Origin of the sequence: Turicibacter sp. HGF1 (assembly GCF_000191865.1) — a bacterium.
GTDB lineage: Bacteria > Bacillota_I > Bacilli_A > MOL361 > Turicibacteraceae > Turicibacter > Turicibacter sanguinis.
In genome coordinates this window covers 1-20,704 of record NZ_AEXQ01000098.1, presented here as the reverse complement: position 1 = coordinate 20,704, position 20,704 = coordinate 1, and the positions used below count along the sequence as shown (strand labels likewise).

Annotated in this window: 20 protein-coding genes; 15 read left to right on the top strand and 5 right to left on the bottom strand. The window is 36.7% G+C overall.

Features of this window, described 5'->3' with window-relative positions; genetic code table 11:
* Positions 1-20 precede the first annotated feature (20 nt).
* Positions 21-902, bottom strand: coding sequence for a UTP--glucose-1-phosphate uridylyltransferase GalU (gene galU, locus HMPREF9402_RS09990; RefSeq protein WP_009607270.1), 882 nt, complete (start codon positions 900-902; stop codon positions 21-23).
* Between the two features lie 148 nt (positions 903-1,050).
* On the opposite strand from galU, the gene HMPREF9402_RS09985 reads away from it, so the two are divergent.
* The 11 genes from HMPREF9402_RS09985 to HMPREF9402_RS14920 all read left to right on the top strand — a co-directional run bounded on the left by HMPREF9402_RS09985 (position 1,051) and on the right by HMPREF9402_RS14920 (position 11,315).
* Positions 1,051-1,647, top strand: a complete 597-nt coding sequence (locus HMPREF9402_RS09985) for an SHOCT domain-containing protein (protein WP_009607261.1) — start codon at positions 1,051-1,053, stop codon at positions 1,645-1,647.
* 103 nt (positions 1,648-1,750) lie between these two features.
* The gene (locus HMPREF9402_RS09980) at positions 1,751-2,422 is read left to right on the top strand and encodes an SHOCT domain-containing protein (RefSeq protein WP_009607263.1); all 672 of its coding nucleotides are present in this window, start codon (positions 1,751-1,753) and stop codon (positions 2,420-2,422) included.
* Positions 2,423-2,651: 229 nt separating this feature from the next.
* Positions 2,652-3,146 (top strand): hypothetical protein, encoded by a 495-nt coding sequence (locus HMPREF9402_RS09975; RefSeq protein WP_009607268.1) that lies wholly within the window; start codon positions 2,652-2,654, stop codon positions 3,144-3,146.
* 9 nt (positions 3,147-3,155) lie between these two features.
* Complete coding sequence (locus HMPREF9402_RS09970) at positions 3,156-3,710, top strand: hypothetical protein (protein ID WP_009607264.1); 555 nt, start codon at positions 3,156-3,158, stop codon at positions 3,708-3,710.
* A gap of 110 nt (positions 3,711-3,820) precedes the next feature.
* A complete protein-coding gene (locus HMPREF9402_RS09965) occupies positions 3,821-4,147 on the top strand; it encodes a (2Fe-2S)-binding protein (RefSeq protein WP_006783465.1) in 327 nt (108 codons plus the stop codon).
* A 359-nt stretch (positions 4,148-4,506) separates the two neighbouring features.
* The gene (locus tag HMPREF9402_RS09960) at positions 4,507-4,917 is read left to right on the top strand and encodes a zinc ribbon domain-containing protein (RefSeq protein WP_139058197.1); all 411 of its coding nucleotides are present in this window, start codon (positions 4,507-4,509) and stop codon (positions 4,915-4,917) included.
* A gap of 230 nt (positions 4,918-5,147) precedes the next feature.
* The gene (ahpC, locus tag HMPREF9402_RS09955) at positions 5,148-5,711 is read left to right on the top strand and encodes an alkyl hydroperoxide reductase subunit C (RefSeq protein ID WP_006783459.1); all 564 of its coding nucleotides are present in this window, start codon (positions 5,148-5,150) and stop codon (positions 5,709-5,711) included.
* A gap of 603 nt (positions 5,712-6,314) precedes the next feature.
* On the top strand, positions 6,315-7,982 hold the full coding sequence (locus HMPREF9402_RS09950; protein WP_009607272.1) for an FAD-dependent oxidoreductase: 1,668 nt from the start codon (positions 6,315-6,317) through the stop codon (positions 7,980-7,982).
* A gap of 119 nt (positions 7,983-8,101) precedes the next feature.
* Positions 8,102-10,408 carry a glycoside hydrolase family 2 protein gene (locus HMPREF9402_RS09945; protein WP_139058196.1) on the top strand — a complete coding sequence of 769 codons (2,307 nt, stop codon included), beginning with the start codon at positions 8,102-8,104 and terminating at the stop codon, positions 10,406-10,408.
* A gap of 69 nt (positions 10,409-10,477) precedes the next feature.
* Positions 10,478-11,068, top strand: coding sequence for a hypothetical protein (locus tag HMPREF9402_RS09940; protein WP_009607267.1), 591 nt, complete (start codon positions 10,478-10,480; stop codon positions 11,066-11,068).
* 124 nt (positions 11,069-11,192) lie between these two features.
* Positions 11,193-11,315: a hypothetical protein gene (locus HMPREF9402_RS14920; protein WP_006783455.1), complete on the top strand. Its 123-nt coding sequence runs from the start codon at positions 11,193-11,195 to the stop codon at positions 11,313-11,315.
* Between the two features lie 81 nt (positions 11,316-11,396).
* Here HMPREF9402_RS14920 and HMPREF9402_RS09935 read toward each other — a convergent pair whose 3' ends face one another.
* Together HMPREF9402_RS09935 and HMPREF9402_RS09930 are read right to left on the bottom strand one after the other, a co-directional pair.
* Positions 11,397-11,747, bottom strand: coding sequence for a hypothetical protein (locus HMPREF9402_RS09935; protein ID WP_039930959.1), 351 nt, complete (start codon positions 11,745-11,747; stop codon positions 11,397-11,399).
* An 80-nt stretch (positions 11,748-11,827) separates the two neighbouring features.
* Positions 11,828-13,405, bottom strand: a complete 1,578-nt coding sequence (locus HMPREF9402_RS09930; RefSeq protein ID WP_009607260.1) for a ClC family H(+)/Cl(-) exchange transporter — start codon at positions 13,403-13,405, stop codon at positions 11,828-11,830.
* Between the two features lie 162 nt (positions 13,406-13,567).
* Between HMPREF9402_RS09930 and HMPREF9402_RS09925 the strand changes: the two genes are divergently transcribed.
* Genes HMPREF9402_RS09925 through HMPREF9402_RS09915 form a run of 3 tightly spaced genes read left to right on the top strand, consistent with a single transcriptional unit; the run spans position 13,568 to position 17,444 of the window.
* Positions 13,568-15,145 (top strand): spore germination protein, encoded by a 1,578-nt coding sequence (locus HMPREF9402_RS09925; protein ID WP_009607269.1) that lies wholly within the window; start codon positions 13,568-13,570, stop codon positions 15,143-15,145.
* Between the two features lies 1 nt (position 15,146).
* Positions 15,147-16,310: a Ger(x)C family spore germination protein gene (locus HMPREF9402_RS09920; RefSeq protein ID WP_006783451.1), complete on the top strand. Its 1,164-nt coding sequence runs from the start codon at positions 15,147-15,149 to the stop codon at positions 16,308-16,310.
* Between the two features lie 15 nt (positions 16,311-16,325).
* The gene (locus HMPREF9402_RS09915) at positions 16,326-17,444 is read left to right on the top strand and encodes a GerAB/ArcD/ProY family transporter (RefSeq protein ID WP_009607271.1); all 1,119 of its coding nucleotides are present in this window, start codon (positions 16,326-16,328) and stop codon (positions 17,442-17,444) included.
* Positions 17,445-17,457: 13 nt separating this feature from the next.
* Here the strand turns inward: HMPREF9402_RS09915 and HMPREF9402_RS09910 are convergent, their stop codons facing one another.
* Together HMPREF9402_RS09910 and HMPREF9402_RS09905 are read right to left on the bottom strand one after the other, a co-directional pair.
* On the bottom strand, positions 17,458-18,096 hold the full coding sequence (locus tag HMPREF9402_RS09910) for a hypothetical protein (protein ID WP_006783449.1): 639 nt from the start codon (positions 18,094-18,096) through the stop codon (positions 17,458-17,460).
* A gap of 65 nt (positions 18,097-18,161) precedes the next feature.
* Positions 18,162-19,091 (bottom strand): YihY/virulence factor BrkB family protein, encoded by a 930-nt coding sequence (locus tag HMPREF9402_RS09905; protein ID WP_009607265.1) that lies wholly within the window; start codon positions 19,089-19,091, stop codon positions 18,162-18,164.
* Positions 19,092-19,282: 191 nt separating this feature from the next.
* Between HMPREF9402_RS09905 and pdaA the strand changes: the two genes are divergently transcribed.
* On the top strand, positions 19,283-20,071 hold the full coding sequence (gene pdaA / locus HMPREF9402_RS09900; RefSeq protein ID WP_006783447.1) for a delta-lactam-biosynthetic de-N-acetylase: 789 nt from the start codon (positions 19,283-19,285) through the stop codon (positions 20,069-20,071).
* Positions 20,072-20,704 lie beyond the last annotated feature (633 nt).

The following is a 20,704-nucleotide window of genomic DNA, read 5'->3' as shown; positions in this document are numbered from 1 at the left end:
TAGGTTATCTTTAGTATTTTTTATGCCATAAGTTCCTTTAAATAAGCTTCTACTTGGTGTTTTAAGTCTTCGCGGCTTAAGGCGAAGTCGATCGTTGCTTTGATGAATCCGAATTTGTCTCCGACATCGTAACGATTTCCTTCGAAGTCGTAAGCGTAAACCGCTTGGCGGTCCATTAAACGGTCAATGGCGTCTGTTAATTGGATTTCTCCACCTGCTCCTGGTTCTTGCGTTTCTAACATTTCAAAGATTTCAGGTGTTAAGACGTAGCGTCCCATCACGGCTAAGTTAGATGGCGCCTCTTCTTGTTTTGGTTTTTCAACCATTCCGCTTAATTTCACTAAGCGCCCATCTGGTTGATGTGATTTTGATGGTTTCATGATTCCATATTTTGAGACGTCCTCATCGGCAACGGTTTGAACTCCCATGATTGAGCATCCATTTTTTTCGTAGGCACGAATTAATTGCCCTGTTGCAGGGTTTTCTTCGTTTACAACGATATCATCTCCTAAAAGGACAGCAAAGGGTTCATCACCGATAAACGTTTTAGCACATAAAATGGCATGCCCTAAACCTTTCGCTTCTTTTTGACGAATGTAATGAATCTGAGCCATATTTGAAATGTTTTGAACCATTTCTAACATGTCTTGTTTACCTTTTTTAGCTAATGTATCTTCAAGTTCATATGATTTATCAAAGTGATCTTCAATTGAACGTTTAGTTGAACTTGTGACAATTAAAATTTCTTCAATTCCTGAAGCAATCGCTTCTTCAATAATGTACTGAATCGTTGGTTTGTCAACGATTGGTAACATTTCTTTCGGTTGTGATTTTGTTGCAGGTAAGAAACGAGTTCCAAATCCTGCAGCTGGAATCACGGCTTTACGTACTGGTTTGCGCATAAACTAACTCTCCTATCCCAATAATCCCGTTTTATTGACACCCTATTATATCATAAATGAATGTTTTTGTTAATATTTGTCGGGGCTAATAAAGTGATACATTTTTTTGATTAGCTGGACATACGTTTTAAATAAGAGGGTGATGACGATGGTTTTTCATAAGGTATGTCATGAGTGTGGAGAGAAATATAAGAAAAAACAATTTTATAAGGATGGCGTTCATTACAAAGAGCAGTTGCTTAACGATTTGAAGGACTCTCCTTATTTGTTCGATTGCTTTGATTTTGAGTCAATGTTTGAGTTCGATTGGCTGTGTGAAAATTGTTATGAGAAGTGGCATAAGGAATTGTTTAGGATGGCCGAGGAGGTGCAGGTTCGTTATCATAATGTGAAGGTATTTGATGATTCGTTTAAGGGCGAGTACGTGCTAGAGTCTTCGCAACCCATTCATACGTTTGAGGTGTTGACAACAAAGGATGAGAAAGAGTTAAAGCTGAGCCACGTGAAGTTTTATGGTTGCTGGAATGGATATAATGCGGTGATTAATTTGCGGCAGACACCGGTTGAGGATGGTATCAAGTTGTCCGGAAGTTTGGTGCACTTGGTGAAGGAAAAGAAGGCAGGCCACGATGTTGACAAATGGATCAAACAGTTGATGGGACTTGAAAAACTCGGACATTTATTAAAGAGTGGTGTGTTAACTAAAGAAGAGTTTGAGGCGCAAAAGAAAAAGATTATTAAGTAAAACTAGCGTCGAAGCTAGTTTTTATTCTATTTTAATTCATTAGGCATAAACTTTATTAAGTGTTTTAATAAGTGAGGTAAACGAATAAGGAGGACTTAAGAGGATGGATGAGTGGTTGCCATTGGTGGCGTATGGATTAAATAGGATTAGTTTAGAAACCAATGCGAGATGTGGAAGATGTAATAAAGAAGCGAAACGAAAATCTTTTCTAAAAGGGGATATTGGGTATCGTAAAAGTCTAATTAACGAGTTATCCAAGCCCCCTTATTTAACGAATCATTTTGATTTGTATTCGTTGATTCAAAGTTATGGCGTTCCAAAAGATAATCCTTGTTTGTGCCAAACTTGTTATGAGAGAGTACGAGCGCAATTATTGAAAAAGGCAAATCAGGTTCAGTTAGATTATAATGAAATCGAGACATTTCCAAATACGTACCGCAAAAATTTTAAAATAGATTCGACGAAAGAACCGTATCATTTTAGAGTGAGCACATCTCCCAAAAATAAATGGGTAGAAATAGCACATCTAAGATTTTATGCCAAATGGTATGGATATAATAAGATTATTAATATAGCGTATGATTCATCAGGTGATGGATTGATTATCTCGGGTAGTATGGTAAAAGTTATTCCTGATAGTAAAAGGAGTGTAAAGATAGCCACAGATTTAAATGAAAAGAAGCTTGAACAACTCGAACGTTTGGGGAGGTTAAGAAGTAGTGGCGTCTTAACAGAGGAAGAGTTTGAGGTACAAAAGAAAAAGATTATTAAGTGAAAAAACATGAGAAACGATGAAATTTCACATTTGTTGAATAGATGTGTCTGTTTCACCGTTTTTTTTATTGATTTAATAGGCTTTTGTGATCTGCCGTCAACGTTTGGCGGTTTTCTTTTTGTTTGATAAAAGGAGACAGAAGTAGAAAAATTTTTCTCGAGAATGCGCCAAAATTTTGAATTAATCCATGTTATCCTCAAGTGAATAAAAGATGACGTGAGGCGATGAGATGAAAAAATACTTTGTCTTCATGATGATGAGTTGTTTGTTGTTAGGTGGTTGTTCTGAGAATTTGGCCGTTCAATCGATGAGATGGGCGATTGAAGCGCTTGAGGAAGGTGATTTTAAGGAGGCACGTTCTTATATTGCGTTTGCGCAAAATGAAGGTAACGATCCTGAGTATGCTTCTTTATATGCACAGATGCAGTCTTTAATCGAGATGATGGAGTACTTAGAAGAAGGTGAGCTTGATGCCGCTTTGCTTGCTTGGACGGATTTGAATTTAGTGAACACGAAGTCCGAGGTTGTTAAAGAGGTTGCCATTGAGAAACTGCAGCAGATGCTAGGTGAGATGATTATTACCTGCGAAGAGGCGGTTGAGAGTGGCGAGTTTAGTGAGGAAAAAGGGATGATTAATCAGGTGATTAAGCGACTTGGCGATATGAAGGTTTTTGATGAGCAGATGGCCAAGCTTAAGTATTTGCGAAGACGGATGAATGAATAGGGGGATATGATGAAAAGGTTAGGTGTATTGACTGTTTTGGTGTTGGCCGGATGTAGCGGGAATATTGTGCGATTCGAAAGTGCAGAGGGATTGACGCTTGATTATCAGGACTCTTTGGATGTGGTCGAGGAAGTAAGTGTCGAGTCCACTATTTCAGAAAGTCTTGATTATGTATCGATGTTGCTCGGTTTAGGGGAGACACGTGGTGCTGAGCTTGAGCTTGCTAATGTGATAGAATTGATTGAAGTTGAGGGACTCAGTTTAGAAGATTATCCTGAGATTGAGGAGCTTGAAACTTTGATTGCGAGTGCTGAGGATACGAGTTCAGAGTATGCGCACGCGCATGATTTTTCAGGAACAGATGCTATTCAATTAGCCATTGAAGTTTATGGAGCTAGTGATGATATTGTGTATATGTATGATGAGATGCCAGAACATTACGGTGATGATTTAATCGGTTATTATGTCGCCTTAAAATCAGTGGAGCTTGAAGAACAAGGAGCTGATGATCCCATTGTATTACTGTTATTTGTAGGTGAGGATGGGAGTATAGCTGAATTGTAGAAGAGGATGTGAATCCTCTTTTTTTATTATTTTAAAGTGCAAAATACTTAATGATTTTACAAAATATGCTATGATAAAAAGGATTATTTTTTATTAGGAGGAATCAAATCATGGCAGGACATGCACACAAAATGATTTGCCACTGTAAGCAAGTGGATTACATTACAATTCGTAAAGCAATGATTCAAGGAGCTCGTACGATTGACGAGATTAAAGAAATGACAGGAGCTGGAACAGCTTGTGGTGGATGTTTACCAAAAATCCAAGCGATTTTAGATTCTGTTTGTGGATGTAAACAAGTCATGTTAGCAGATGTGGTAGCAGCTGTTGAAGGTGGAGCCACAACAGTTGAAGAAGTTGGAGAAAAAACGGGAGCTGGGACAGCTTGCGGACGTTGTAAAGCACTAGTTCAAAATGTTATTGATTTAGGACGTTAATTGATGTTTCATTAAGAGATGAGCTGTATTAAATGACTGAGATGATATAGTCACGGAGTCAGATGCTCTTTTTCATTAAAGACTATAGCTTTTTTGAGAGAAATGTAAAATCACCTTTCATTCTATAATAGAGTTGTTCAGACTACTATTTTTTTGAAGAAAGGTGATTTTTATTAATTAATAAGGAAAAAAGTTTATCTCATACAAAGTGAAGGGGTTTAAATCCAGTTGATGAAAGTTAGTACTTTCTATTTAAAGTTCTGCCTCATTTTATTAAATATCTAAATGAATATTATTGAGAATAAGAGTAGACATCTTTTTATAATGGTGGTAAATTTAGTATGATTGGAGGATATTTAATGAAGTGGAGCTGTGAAAAGTGTGCAAAATTAAATAGACAAAAAGCGAATTTTTGTCAGGCATGTGGTGAAAAAAAGACGGCATATGTCGTACCAGCAGATAAATTAACGAGAAACTCTTTTTTTATGTTAAGCTCATATGCTAATAGTTTGCGAGTTTTAGCTATTGGAGGATCTTTGTTTGGATTGATTCTGATACTCAATCAAATTCTTCATGAAGAAGATTTAATGATGGCAAGTATGATTGGATTTGGAATGATGGTAGCCATTATTCTTTTTTTAGGGCTAGCAGAGATTTTAGATTGGATGGTACAAGTTGAAAAAGAAAATTATCAAATGGCTAAAGCAATTGAAGAGTTAACGAATGTCAATAAAGAAATTTTAAATTGGCTTAAAGTAAAAAAAGAATAGATAAGAAACTTAAATGAAAAGAGTTTAGAATGAGTCTAAATTCTTTTCATTTTTTTGTTATTAGATAATTGAGTATAGACAACTTTGACGGGTTCATAATAATCAAGGGTATTTAGGTCAAATAAAAAGCTTTAAATTTTTTTGAAATCATATTGACTTTTAAGAAATCAAAGCCTATAATACTAATATCAGTAATGATTACTGTTTCTATTTTAGAGGAGGAATGTAAAATGTCATTAATCGGTACTCAAATTATGGATTACAAATTACAAGGTTATCAAAACGGGGAGTTCAAAGAATTCACTGCTGAAGCAGCTAAAGGAAAATGGGCTGTTTATGTATTCTATCCAGCAGATTTCACTTTCGTTTGCCCAACTGAATTAGGAGATTTAGCAGATAAATATGCTGAATTTAAAGAAGCAGGATGCGAAATCTACTCTGTCTCAACAGATACTCATTTCGTTCACAAAGCATGGGCTGATGCATCTGAAACAATCGCTAAAATTCAATATCCAATGTTAGCTGACCCAACTGGAAAATTAACTCGTGCATTCGGAGTTATGATCGAAGAAGAAGGTATGGCTTTACGCGGAAGCTTCGTTGTTAATCCAGAAGGTGTTATCAAAGCTTACGAAATCCATGACAATGGAATCGGACGTGATGCAGACGAATTATTCCGTAAAGTACAAGCTGCTCAATTCGTAGCTGCTCACGGAGACCAAGTTTGCCCTGCAAAATGGAAACCAGGACAAGAAACATTAACACCAAGCTTAGACTTAGTAGGTAAGCTATAAGAAAAAGGTTGAGTCGAGCGGTTATCATCTCGTAAAAGTGAATTCTCACCGGATTGTTCGAATTGTGAACAAGGAGAGGGAGAAGAACTTTATAGAGATGTTGCTCGATGAAACTAGATTGATTATAAAAAGCTGAGATTGGCGCTTAACACACGCAGAACCCTAAAGGATCAACTTATTCTATATTATCATTTGATAATGAGAATAAGTATGAAATGATAAGAGCCCGTAGTGTCAGAGACACAAGTGGCTATTGAATTTTACCAGTGTGTTGCCAATCGAAGCTGGATTGGTAGATATACCTTTATACAAAGTCCTGATAGGGTGATGTATAAAACAAAGCTATAATCAGGCTAGGTAAATCAAGAGGTTTGTAACATTTTATAAGAATAAGGAGATTTCCTCCTTATTCTTATAAATATACTAATAGAAAATGATTTCAATAAAATTGTATAATATTGTAATATTCATTATAAATGTGTGATGAGAGGAACTGATTTAAGTCCCTTTGATCGTTATTTATAATAACGAAAAAATAAAGAAGCATTTAAATGAAGAGGTGTGCGACTCATCATTTTAAATATAAAAGGAGGAAATTTAATTATGAGTATGATTTATGATGTTATTATTATTGGTGCTGGAGCAGCTGGGATGTCAGCTGGAATTTATTCTGGACGTGCGAAAATGAAAACGTTAGTGTTAGAGCAAGGTTCTGCTGGGGGACAAGCGAAAACAACAAATGAAATCGTGAACTACCCAGGGGTACGTCATACAACAGGACCAAAGTTAATGGAAGAAATGCATAAGCAAGCTGAAGATTTCGGTGTGAAATTTACTCAAGCTGAAGTTTTAGAAGCCAACTTAGAAGGTGAAGTTAAGGTTTTAAAAACAACAAATGGTGATTTCCAAACGCGTTCAGTGATTATCGCAACTGGAGCAACTCCACGACAACTTGGATTCCCAGGTGAAGCAGAATATCGTGGACGTGGGGTAGCATACTGTGCAACTTGTGATGGTGAGTTCTATACAGGTTTAGAAGTATTCGTGATTGGTGCTGGATTTGCAGCAGCGGAAGAAGCGATTTTCTTAACTCGTTTCGCTCGTAAAGTAACAGTTATCGCCCGTGAACCTGAATTCACTTGTGCAAAAACAATCGCCGATAAAGTATTAGCTCATCCAAAAATTGAAGTTAAATTCAACACTGAAGTAGTAGAAGCGACTGGGGACGAGTTATTACGTCGAGTAAAATTCATCAATAATCAAACGGGAGAAACTTTTGAACATGTAGCGTCAGAAGAAGATGGAACTTTTGGAATCTTCATCTTTGCAGGATACGTGCCACAAACAAAAGTATTTAATGGTTTAGTTGATATGGACCGTCAAGGATATATCATCACGGATGAAAATATGCACACAAGTGTAGAAGGGGTTTATGCAGCCGGAGACTTACGTCCAAAAATGTTACGTCAAATTGTAACAGCTGTATCTGATGGAGCGATTGCTTCTTTAGAAGCTGAAAAATACGTAGCTCATGAAAAAGAACGTTTAGGAATTGTTGAAGAAGAAGTTGTAGAAGAGGCTCCTAAACAAGAACTTAAACAACCTGAAGCGCCAAAAGCGGCTCCAGTTGGAGGACGTTCAGCTTTATTAAATGATGCCTTACGTGAACAAATCGGAACGGTTTTAAGTCGTATGGAAAACAACGTGACTTTAGTCACAATCGTGGAGCCATCTAACGAAAAATCAATTGAGTTACGTGACCTTGTGATCGATATTGCAAACTTAGGTGATAAGTTAGAAGCAGTCGTGAAAATTAAAGGTGAAGACCAAGCTCTAGAAGAAAAAGTAAATGCCGATAAATATCCAGTGGTTGCCTTATTAAATAAAGATGGAGAATATTCAGGAGTTAAATTCCACGGAGTACCTGGTGGACATGAGTTAAACTCATTCTTATTAGCTATCTATAATTTAGCTGGACCAGGACAAGCATTAGATGCATCTGTTTTAGAAGCAATCAAAGGAATCGACAAAAAAGTTAACATTAAAGTTGCCGTGTCATTATCATGCCACTTATGTCCAGACGTTGTAGTCGGAGCACAACGTATTGCGATTGAAAATCCAAACGTTGAAACAGAAATGTTAGACATCGCAAACTTCCCAGAATTAAAAACAAAACACAAAGTCATGTCAGTACCATGTATGATCATCAACGATGAAAAAGTAACATTCGGATCAAAATCAATCCAGGATATGATTAATTTCATCGCTTAATTGAATATAGAAAAGGACCAGTCGTAAAGATTGGTCTTTTTAATTTATATTTGATTTAAAATACGGACGAACGGTTAGAATAAGACTAGATATTAAAATGAAGTTTGAGGGATATGCTGATGAGAATAGTCGAATTTCTAGATGATTGGTATTTTTCATATGATGGACATGAAGAGGAATTGGTGAAAATTCCTCATACTCATACGATGATGCCGCCTAATTACTTAGACGCAAAGGCATACCAATTCAAGAGTCTTTATCGTAAATCATTGAGCCTTGCGCCAAGATTTAAAGGGGAACGTTTTTTCCTAACATTCGATGGGGTGGCGACAACGGCCAAAGTTTTTGTGAATGATGAGTTGATTTTTCATCATGAGGGTGGCTATACGCCATTTGAGGTCGAAATTCCCTCAGGTGATATCGAGATTAAGGTAGAGGTCGATGGTGCCGAGCAAGCGCATATTCCACCGTTTGGAGGCGTGATTGATTATTTAACTTATGCGGGGATGTATCGGGAAGTTTATTTGAAGCGAGTCTCATCTGTTTACATTGAAGATATTTTTGTAAGCGGATCAGCAAGTAAGGTTATTGACGTCGATGTAACGTTATCATCGACAACGTCAGTTGATAAACTTGATGTCATAATCTCGTATGAAAAAAATGTTGTTCGTGCGATACAGCTACCTGTTTTAAATCAGAAGGTGGTTCATTTAACCACGTTGATGAAGCAGGCAAAGCTTTGGGATTTAGAGCATCCTTATTTATATACGGTTGAGGTTCGATTGAAAAAAGGAGATGAAGTCATAGATGTGGCGTCAACTCGTTTTGGATTTCGAGATGCACAGTTTAGAAGTGATGGCTTTTATTTAAATGATCAATTAGTGAAATTGGTTGGATTAAGTCGCCATCAGTGTTACCCCGGTGTTGGGGATGCGATGCCAAGATTATTACAAGAGCGTGATGCAGAAATTTTGAAGCAGGAACTCGGGTTGAATATGGTACGAACGTCTCATTACCCGCAGTCGAAACATTTTTTAAATCGTTGTGACGAACTGGGATTATTAGTTTTTGAGGAAGTTCCAGGCTGGCAATCTGTTGGTGAGAGTGAATCATGGCACTATTTAATGCTTCAAAATGTTCAGGATATGATTTTAAGGGACCGAAATCATCCAAGCATTGTGCTTTGGGGAGTGGGAGTTAATGATTCATCTGATGACGAGTCCCTTTATACAAAGGCCAATCTACTGGCTCATGACCTGGATCCGACTCGTCAAACGGGAGGTGGAGGTCAGTTTGGGCATCCTCAATTATTTGAAGATGTTTACACGTTTGATGATTTTTCAAATGCGCCACTCTTAAGTACGAAAAAGGTGGTAAAGGATTCGAAGATTCCTTATTTAGTCAGTGCCCATACCGGTCATATGTATCCGACGAAACGTTATGATAATGAGGAACAGCGATTAGAGCAAGCGATGCGCCATGTTAAAGTGATGAATAAGATGATGGGAAGTAAACGAATAAGTGGAGCTATTGGATGCTGTTTGTTTGATTATCCAACGCATATGGAGTTTGGAAGTGGCGATGGCATGTGTTATCACGGGGTGCTTGATTTTAATCGAATTCCAAAGTTGTCAGCTTTTGTTTATGCTTCACAGCAAGAAAAGATTCCCGTTATGGAGGTCGGAACAAGCTTTAATATTGGGGAGCATGCTGGTGGGATACTCGGTCCGATTTATGTGTTTACAAATTGTGATTATGTAAATTTATTTAAGAATGATGTGTTAATTAAAGGATTTTATCCAAATCACAGGGAGTTTAAGTATTTGAAGCATCCTCCTATTTTAATTGATGATTTGATTGGAGATATGCTTCAGGAAGAGGAAGGAATGACGAAGTGGGATGCTGATAATGTTAAAAAGGTGTTGATGGCATCTTCGATGCACGGCATGAATTTACCACCTCGCTATAAGTTACGAATGGCGATTGCCATCCTTCGATATGGCATTAGTGTTGAAGAAGAGATGGGGATGTATGGAAAGTATGTCGGAAATCTCAAAGATTCGCACACGGTGTATCGACTAGCAGGATATAAAGGCGGACAGTTGGTGAAGACGAAGTGTTTGGGATCAGTGAGAAATCCAAGGTTGGTGGCAAAGGCTGATTATGAGGTGGTGCCTCTTCATGAGACGTATGAGATAAATCGAATTGTGGTTCAGGTGAGGTGTGAGAATGGGAATGTGTTGCCGTATGCATTTGATAGTTTAAGAGTTGAAACGCTAGGTCCGATTGAATTGGTTGGTCATGCACCAGCCATTGTTGGAGGAGCAGCTGCGATTTATGTGAAAACGACAGGTAAGGGAATGGGGGATGTGATGATTAGAAGCGGGCAGTTTGGGGACTGTGAAGTTGAGTTTGCAATTATTTAAAAGTGTATTTAAATAGTAGAAAATCTGTTATAATTAGTAAAAATAAATAAAATATAGGAGAGTATTAGGATGAGAATTGTTAATCCACGACGATTTACGATAGCTTGTATCGTCTTTATCATATTGATTGGGCTGTTAGGATACGGTATTTATCGTGGAGGGATATGGGTTATCACGATGATTAGTGCACCATTTCAACAGAATCGTTCAATGGTGACTGAACTGGTTCAAGAGGACCTTTTGGTGAGTAATCCAGTGATTGTTCCTGTTGAAGTTGAAAAGGTAGTTGATCCTTTGGTTGCGGAATTAGAATGGATTTCAAGATTTGTCGTCGGGTGCGAAACAACGCTCTTGCTTGAAGATGGCATCGCGAGTTTAACGTTTGAGGTCATTCCTAAGATGGCGTTGAATTATTATCCAAGAAATGAAATGACAAGCCGAATTTACAAACAAACGTTAAAGTTGTTACGTGATATTTCAAAGATGGAGCATGTCAGTGAGCTTAAACAGCTAGATATTCTCTACCTTGACAATCGTTTGACAAGTATTGAAAATCCAGTTGGAGAAGTCATGTTATTAAGTTTTGATAAGGATGCGATTGCTAATAAAGATTGGAACGCGGCGTCGTGGCTTGAAATAGAAAATTATATGAGTCAATAGAACTCGTGAGCAAAAGCTTGCGAGTTTTTTTTGAAACACTTTGAGCAGATAGTTAGTCATTAATTATTTTTGAAAAATAAAACTGATTTTGGTATAATTTGTCGTAGGAAAGTGGGGGAGAACGATGTACCTATTAATTGGTTTAGGTTTATGTATGCTTATGTTAGTGTTGACCGTTTTATTAACGTTAAATGCTGTTCATTTAGAGGAAAGATTCAATAAGTTAAGAAAACGTAGTTCAAATTAAAAAAGTCGCTCAAAGTTTGAGCGACTTTTTTTATCGTCTTGTTACGATTTAGTAAAAGATCAGGACGACTCAAGCCATCATTTAGATGAATGACGTATTAATCCAGTTACTTAGATGAACGAGGTTTGTGATTAAGAAGAAGATTAGAATTAAACTAATGGTCAAATTGATAAGGCGTAGAATGCGGCGATCATCGATTTGTTGGATGCGATAGAGGAGGTATCCAAGGAGTGCAATAGGTAGAAGGATTTTAAGAAAGATAATACCGAAAGGATTTCCGAATAAAATGGCGTTGAATCCGTTCGTAGCAGGCTTAAAGTTAGCGTTAAATAAAATCATCCCAAGCATTAAATCGATAATATTTAGGATGTATATGAGCCCAAGCTTGTGAGCAATTGTTTTGAATTCATAGTTTTTTAAGTAAAGTATCATCATAACTCACTCCTTTTTTTAGTTCGTGAGTTTGTTATGGATGATTTTATGAAAATTAATCAAAACGGCGTGAAAATTTTTCACGCCGTTTTAATATGAGTGGAATCACAGTAGGTGAGAAGGTCATCTCTAATCGTTCCTGCTACCGATTCACTTACCAAGACAATTAAAATATCGCCAGAATGAAGCAGCGTATTTCCCCTTGGAATAATCTCCTCATTTCCTCGCTTCACACTGACTAGCAAACAATTTTCAGGCAACGCCAAATCCTTCACACATTTGCCATCAATAAAAGAATCGAAGAAAATAGGGACTTCGAGCAAGGTTTTGGTTTCACACAGGGCATCATTTGAATCTGTTTGGCTGCCTTTTAAAATACGATGCAGAAGTGTTTCATAAATAGGCTCACTTCTAAATAATTCAGCTACTGTATAAGAAATGAGTGAGATTAAAGACAGTGACAGTAAATGTGAAAATGAGCCAGTCATCTCAGTAATTAAAATAATCCCAGTCATAGGGGCTCTGACAATCGCTGTAAAATAACCGGCCATCGCGAGAATGATAAAGTTTTGAATAAACTGTTCATCGATTCTAAAATAAGCAGATAAGACATTTCCAAAAAGCGCACCAGTTAAAGCTCCGAGCACGAGTAATGGGAAGAAGATGCCTCCTGGTACTGAAGAGCCAAAGCTAATCATTGAAAAAATAAACTTACTCATCAACAAAATCAAAATAAAGGCAATTGTAAAATTTCCTTCCGTCAAACTTTCAACCAGTGAGTGCCCCCCTCCTAAAACTTCAGGCAACACAAACAGTAAAACGCCGGCCATTAAAAAGGGAATGAGAGGGCGATATTGTTTTTTTAGCCACGTCATAGAGTCGTAAGTATCTAATGTTTTTTCCGTTATTTTATTATAAAAGACCCCACATAAGCCGGTTATGATTCCAAGAATAACGATAAGTCCATAAGATGTCAGTGGAATGGTTTCAAGTCGATTAAACTGAAAGACAGGTTTTAATCCAAAAAAGTGTTTAGAAATAAAGTCAGCGGTTAGTGATGCAGACATGGCGGACACTAGAATGAGTGGTGAGAAATGTTTGTGAACTTCTTCTAGTGAAAACATCACACCCGCAAGAGGGGCATTAAAAGCTGCAGCGAGTCCTGCACTAGCACCACTTGTGATTAGGTATTTTTCCTCGATATTTGGGCGTTTAAATAGGCGGCTCATCCACTGTGCAGTTGCAGCTCCGAGTTGAATAGAAGGCCCCTCCCTTCCAACAGATAACCCAGCTCCTATACAAAGGGTTCCACCGATAAATTTACGAATTAATACAGACACTGGATTCATATTCAGTTTATTAGCAAGCACCCCTTCCACTTGTGGAATTCCAGACCCGCAAATCATGGGATCTTTAATCATGAGCCGTCCCACGAAAAGGGCAGCGAGAACTAATAAAATAAACCATCCTCCAATCATCCATAATGGTTGATTTAAGGTGATGAGCTGTCTAATATGCTCAGCTTTTTCTAAGATCATTCGATAAAAAACAACCATGAATCCCGAAGCTATCCCAACTAAAATGCCTTGCATAGCTAGTTTTAATTTTAAATGGTCAAACTGCGTGATGAGCCCCCTTATCGAAATTCTATCATTCATAATAGGCCCCCTTCCTAAGATTTTCGTCTTTATTATAGTTCCTCGTGAAATGAAATTCAAGGAGTTTTACAAAAATAGGTAAATGTGATTATTAAGTTAATTTTGTATAACTGGTTCACATTCTCAAATAATAGGACTAAATGTAAAAAGTAGGTGAACTTTATGGATATCTTTCGCGTTTTTAAAGGAAAGAAAAATACAAAAGCCCCTGAGCATCAGCCAAAAAAGATTCCTTTATTTAAGCAGATAGATAAAAATACAGAAAAAATTAAACAGGATTTAGGAAATGCTAATGATTTAATTGTTCGGGAATTTGAATTAAAAGGCGTATCAGGCTTAAAAGGAATTGTTCTTGGAATTGATGGGTTAATTGATAGTAATCAAGCCGAGGATTTTATTGTTCGTGTTTTAATGATTGATTTATCTCTAGTAGGTGATAGTGGAGAAAAAGATCGACCGTTACAAACCTTTAAAACGATTTATCAATCACGTATTAGTATGATGTCGGCAAGTTGCGGCGAAAATTATACGGATCTATACGATAAATTATTGACAGGACAAATTATTGTCATCTTAGATGGGGTTGCTCAGTTTATGGCCTTTGACTGTAAAGGATGGCAAATGCGCTCCATTACAGCACCTGAAACAGAGATTGCCACACGCGGACCAAAAGATTCTTTTGTTGAGACTATTCGCGTGAATACAGCGCTTGTTCGTCGTCATATTAAGGACCCACGTCTTCGATTTGATACGTATAAAGTCGGAAGAAGTTCTCAAACAGATGTCTTTGTCGTTTATCTTGAAGGGGTAGTAAATAAAGAATTCGTTCAGATTGCAAAGCAACGAATTGAAGCGATTGATATTAGCTGTATCACGGATAGTAGCCAGTTGATGCAATTAATTGAAGATCATCATTGGACCGTTTTTCCACGTTTGATTGAAACCGAACGTCCTGATAAGGTAACGGCCGCTGTTGTACATGGTGCGATTGCCATTATGGTCGATAATACACCATTTCAAATCATTGCCCCCTCTTATTTTCCAATGATGTTTCAAACGGCCGATGATTACTATAATCGTCCGGTTATTGCAACATTTGAACGGTTACTTCGTTACTTAGCGTTTATGATTGTTATTTTGATTCCAGGTCTTTATATCGCGATTTCAACGTATCATCAGGAAATGATTCCAACCGTTTTACTGGTGACGATTATCGATCAACGGAGTGCCAATCCATTCCCTACCATTGTTGAAACGTTAATCATTATGACCTTATTTGAAATTTTACGGGAAGCTTCCGTTCGTAAACCAAAAGCCATTGGGGATTCGATGACCATTGTAGGTTCATTAATTATCGGACAAACGTTAGTTCAAGCAGGACTTGTTTCCTCGATGGTTATTATTATTGGTTCATTAACGGCTATTTCTTCTTTTATTTTATCAAATATTCGTTTAAATAATGCGGTTCGAATTTTAAGCTTTGTGTTCATGTTACTCGGTGCAGAATTTGGTTTATATGGGATTACCCTTGGATTCCTTGCTCTGATTCTGCATTTATGTAGTCTAACGACCTTTAATCAACCTTTTATGGCACCGATTGCGCCTTTTAATTTACATGATCAAGAAGATCAATTTATTCGTTTACCGCTTTCTTGGATGAAATATAGACCGAAAATTTTTAACTCTCCAGATCGTGTCCAACACAATCTAGAAAATCCAAAACGAGAAGAGGAGGTATAAGATGAAACGGTTGTTTATCTTAGTTATGATGTGTTTTTGTTTAACCGGATGCGCCCATAAAATTGAAATGAGCAATATTGGACTTGTGGCAGGGCTTGGAATTGATAAAACATCAACGGGATATTTGATGACAGCTCAAGTTGTTAATCCAACTTCGATTGCCGGTAATCATCAAAATACACTTCCAATCGTAACGATTCAAGCTGAGGGGAGTACGATATTTGAGTCGTATCGTCGATTATCAAATTTGACTTCTAAAGTGCTATATTTGCCTCATCTAAGCGTGATTGTCATTGATGAAAACATTGCCAAAGATGGCATTAATGATGTATTAGATGCTGCTCTTCGCAATGTTAAAATTCGTCCTAATATTTCCTTAGTCGTCGCAAAAGAAACCATGGCTGCAACGGTTTTATCAACGTTAGCTCCAAACGAGACGATTCCGATTAATCAGTTAAATTCTTTAACGAACATGTGTCATGTGTGTACCGGAAGACAAGTCAGTTATAACTTATATGATGCGATTAATATGGTAAATGCTAGAGGAGTAGAGCTCGTTTTAAATAGTGTTGAAATTAAAAGTAATGACCCAAGTGCTGGGGAAAATGTTGATAATATTTTAGAGGTTAATTCCCCTAGTCAATTTGAGGTTAATTATTTAGCGGCTTTTAAGCAAGATAAGTTTGTTGGCTATTTAAATAGTCATGAGGCAGAGTTCTATAATGTTTTGATGGATAATGCCGAACGTTATGTCGTGAATGCCGTTGTTGATGACTATAATATTACGTTTGAAGCACGAGGGACTAAAACGGACATTAAGCCAAATATGGATGAAAATAAGGTATCCGTTAAATGTGAAGTATCAGGTTATATTATGGAAAATCAATATCCAATTGACTTAAGTAAACCTGAGAATCTGACAACGGTTGAAACCTATATCGCACAAGCAATGAAGGAAAATTTAATTCAAGTCATTACGAAAACTCAAACTGAATTTAAGAGTGATATTATTGGAGTAGGATCAAAAATTTATATGAAAGATCCAAAAAAATGGCATGAGTTGCAAGGGTATTGGTCAGACATTTATCCGACATTGACCTTTGATGTTGAAGTAGAAGCTAATATTATATCCGTTGGAGATATTCAAAATCTACAACAAAAATAAAGGGAGGTTAGTCGTGTGAAAACATCACGGATTAGTTTAAATCAGATGTTTACCCTATTAATTCTATACTTAACCGCAAGTGCAACCCTAAGTAATGTTGGACGATTATCTGGACCAAATATTTGGATTGTGATGTTAATTGCGGCTGTTTTGGGTAGTATTTTATTTGTTATTTATCATCGAATTAGTTACTTACATGGATATCAGTCCTTAACGCTAATTCTTCAAGATGTATTTGGAAAGGTTTTAGGAAGCCTAGTTGTGCTAGTCTACTCAGGATATTTTCTTTATATGGGATATCGAATTGTGATTAGTACTGGTAATATGATTCAATTTACTGTCATGGAAGGCGCTAGCATGTTTTTAATTCTTGGATTGTTAGCGTTAGTGATTTGGTATGGAATGATGTTAGGATTTAATACGATTGGACGAGCATCTGAATTGTTATTTTATTTGGTATTAATCAGTTTCATTCCACTTGTTTTAGGGGTGTTTACATCAGGTATCTTTAATTTTGATCATTTTTTTCCGATTTTAGAACATGGGTTCAACGAAGTAATCCCAGAAATTTATAAAACCACTGTTTTTCCTTACGGTGAATTGATTGCCTTTTTAGTCATTTTCCCTTTAGTGCCTAAAGCTCAGAGTCCAAAAATTTTAAAGGTTGGATTTGCAGCCTTAATTTGCGGAACCATTTTGCTTTTAATGGTAGATATTTTTAATATTGGAATATTAGGTGAGGATTTAGTTTATAACTTTGTTTATCCCTTCTTTAACTCGATGAAGATGGTCGGAGTCAATATCTTTTTTGAACGTCTTGATCCTCTTGCCATTATTATTTTAATGACCACTTGTTTCTTTAAGATTTGTGTTTATTTTTATGCCGGTACTAGCTTAATTAATGGAGTCTTTAAAAAAATAAATCATAAAATTATTTCTTTGCCTATTCTTGTAGTAATGTGTCTATGTGGGGCACATTTCCAAGAAAGCCAAGTTGAAAATTTAAATCAGATTTTAAATGTAAATCCAACTTACCTCTTACCAATCTTTGAATTAGCCATTCCTGTTTTAGTTTGGATTATTAGTGAGATTAAATATCATAAGCATCCTATAGAAAAAAGTGAGACAAATTAGTCTCACTTTTTTTCTATTTACGATAAATGGTTGTGGTTGATAAGCGATCGATTTCGTCCCATGATAATTGAATATAATGGGCACTTAAGCGTTCGTTTTCAGAATTAGCTTCTAATAGTTGTTGGCGTGCATCAAGTGATTCAGAATTGAAAATATCATATTCTGCTTGTTTGGATTTAATGGTATATTGATATGCTTTTTGCACATAATCATGTAGCGTTTTTACCTCAGTGTTAGGTAAGGTTAAAGTCGCCATGTTATCCATTTCATTTGTGGCTTGATCAAATAAATTTTGACGAATGCTTTGGTAACCAGAAGTATCTTCTGAGGTACTCACGGCAAATAGTTGTGAAAGATTAGAATCGAGTAGTGCAATGGTGTCTTCGAGGGCCACAATTTTTTTATACATGTAATCAACAAAGTCTTGTTGAGTGGCGAATGTTAAAGCCACTTCTTCTTGAGGAGTTGAAACTTCAGGTGTTTCGGTGGTAGTCGTCGTCTCTTTTGTTGGTGTGTCAGTGGTGGTTAGGGTGTTACTGGTTATAAAGTTCTCGACGGTTTGAGGCGTTGAGACTTTAGATAACGTTGAATCCTGTGAGCATGCACTTAAAAGTAGCGTGAGCATGGCGAAGGATAGGCAATATTTTTTCATGATTTCACCTCAGTAATCAAAATAGTCTTGCTAAATTCTATTCATGAGGTGCTAAAGATATGCGATTATTTTGAATCTGATATTTCTGTAGGAGCAAATTTTGTCCATTTTGATAGATAGCGAAAACGATTGAAAATTCCAAGTTTTTGTTCGTAGGAAACGCCACCGAAGTAATCACGTTTAAGAATGTAATTCACTTGCAGGCCAATCATAATGGTATATCCGAGAATAAAGAGCCAAAACAGTAGCATGATGATCACGGATAGGCTCCCATAAAATTTATTATAGTTTGCAATATGGTTGGCATAGAAGGTGAATCCAATTGATGACACACTCCATCCAATTGAGGTGACAAGAGCTCCCGGAATGATTTCACCCACTCTCATTTTGATACTTGGTGCTAAATAGAATAGCGATAAAAAGAAGCTAAAATAACCTAAGAAGCTAATCAGTGATTTAATGATATTAAAAATCAGCAGTAAATGAGATTGGATATGGATATTTAAAAGTTTAAAAATTAAAATGATAAGGCCTTGACCAAATAAAGCGAATACTGTGACTAAGGCAAGTGATAAAATCATGAAAATAACAATAAGGAAAGAAAAAATACGTTCTAAATAGGCAAATTTCATATAAGGAACTTGATAAGTGGTATTGGCAGCGGCGGCAATTCCGTAGAATCCTTTAGAGATTAACCACATAAACGAAATACCCGTTGTAATAAGAAAAAAGATATTTCCAGAAGGGGTCGACGTTGTTGAAAAAAGATTCATTAAAAGTAGTTTTAACTCATTGGGTGCATAAGCCATGATTAAATACTCGACTAAATCTGTATTCAAAGATAAATAGGTTCCAAGTTGAACAATTACAACAAGAAGAGGAACAATGGCCATCACGAGGTTAAAAGCAATTTGCTCGGGTAATCCTTTGATTTCCCGTTTTTTGAGTTGTTCACTTAGCTTTTTAAGAAATTCGAGAGAAAAGATATGCTCCATCGGGTGTGCCTCCTGTTTATAATTTCTGATTAAAAAACTATTAGATTTTAACATTTAATTCCATTATAGTAAATGAATCATCATAAATGAATCAAATTTATCGCTAAAATTTATCAGTTGTTTATGTATATATTGTGCAGAAATTCGACAAATTATTATAGAATTCTTTTTGATAATGAGAGGTGATAAAAATGAAAAGAAAGTTCAACTTTGGAACAATAATGTTAACATTATTACTTTGTTTAGGGTCATTTTTTACGGCTTCAGCAAAGAATATTGGTTGGGGAATTCCTAAAGGTGAAAATCATCAACAACCTTGGCCAGGCCAAGAATATGATGATATCGTTCGAAATAATGATGCATTTTATATTGCACCAGCTGATCAGATGGATTTATATTTAACATTTGATTGTGGTTACGAGAATGGAAATACCCCATTAATCTTGGATGTATTAAAAAAATATGATGTTCCAGCCATTTTCTTTGTTACAGGTCATTTTATGGAACAAAATCCTGAATTAGTACAACGAATGGTGGATGACGGTCATATTATCGGGAACCATACGTATCATCATCCCGATTTAACAAAAGTCAGCAAGGAAAAATTTAACGAAGAATTAACATTAATTGAAAATAAATATACAGAAATTACAGGAAAAGAAATGGTGCGCTTTTTAAGACCACCCGAAGGGCATTTTAATCAACAAGTTCTAGATTGGTCAAAAGAGCGTGGATACTATAATCTATTCTGGTCTTTAGCCTATATGGATTGGCACGTCGATCAACAACGTGGTTGGCAGTATGCCTATGATCAGATTTTGGCTCGCATTCATCCCGGTGCGATTATTTTAATGCACAGTATTTCAAAGGACAACGCAGAATGCCTTGATCGCCTAATTCCAAAACTCCGAGAAGAAGGATATGAGTTTAGATCTGTGCAATATTTATTGACACGTGATATGCCTGAACCTATTGAATAAAAACCCGAAAAAACACAAAAAAGACATACTCTTTTCATTATTCGTACATAAATATATGTCATAATATAAACGGATGAAAATGATAAAAAATTTTCTCCCCCTTTGATTTTCTTATTCATTATGTTTTCTCACTCCCTAAACGGTCTGTGTTCCCCCACAGGCCGTTTATTTGTTAGCCCAACTATTTTCGTTTTACGAAAATTAGTTGGACTATACTCCGCCTTTGGCGGAGTTATCCATGCAAGTGCTGAGATAGACGTGAGTCTATCTCTTTTTTTATAGAAGGTGTAGATTTTAGCAGAATGATGGATTAGCGCTACTATGTTAGCTGTTCTTCCTAAACGAAGTGAAGGATAGAACAACTATACACCTGTGGTGTACTCGGCGTCAGGCCGAGTTATCCTAACAAGGGGGACCCCATCCACGAAGTGGTTTTCTCCACTAATGGGGTGGCAAATACGCTAGGTGTGAGCCCATTCCCTAGTAGTGGAGGATAAGATTGCTAGTAGCAATCGCTAGGTGACCCATTCCCTAGTAGTGGAGGATAAGATTGCTAGTAGCAATCGCTAGGTGACCCATTCCCTAGTAGTGGAGGATTAAGATTGCTAGTAGCAATCGCTAGGTGACCCATCT